We start from the raw sequence: 375 nt of genomic DNA, 5'->3' as shown, positions 1-375 counted from the left end.
GTTTTTAACTTCTTTACCAAAAACAACTTTGGTTTGTTGTGTTAAAAAGTCCATAGCTTGTACAACACCATCAGCATCAATACCAGGTGTTGGTAAGCTACGTCTTTCAGTAGCACCACCACAAAGTACCACGGCATCAAAGGCTTTTAGCTCTTTAACATCATAATTTACGCCAACATTTACGTTGGTTTTAAACGTTATGCCCTCAGCTTTTAAAATTGCCAAACGACGGTCTATAATTTCCTTTTCCATTTTAAAGTTAGGAATACCATAGCGTAATAAACCACCTATTTCATCATCGCGTTCAAAAACAGTTACTGTATGGCCAGCTCTGTTTAATTGTTGCGCTGTAGCTAAACCAGCAGGTCCTGAGCC

1 protein-coding gene is annotated in these 375 nt (G+C 38.7%); it reads right to left on the bottom strand.

Annotated features, from left to right (window positions below; translation table 11 throughout):
- A partial coding sequence (locus tag FUA24_RS10740) for an FAD-dependent oxidoreductase (RefSeq protein ID WP_148542189.1) occupies positions 1-375 on the bottom strand: 375 nt, incomplete at both ends.

Source organism: Seonamhaeicola marinus (assembly GCF_008085455.1).
Note: the sequence above shows the minus strand (reverse complement) of the source record. Positions and strands in the feature narration are given on the sequence as shown.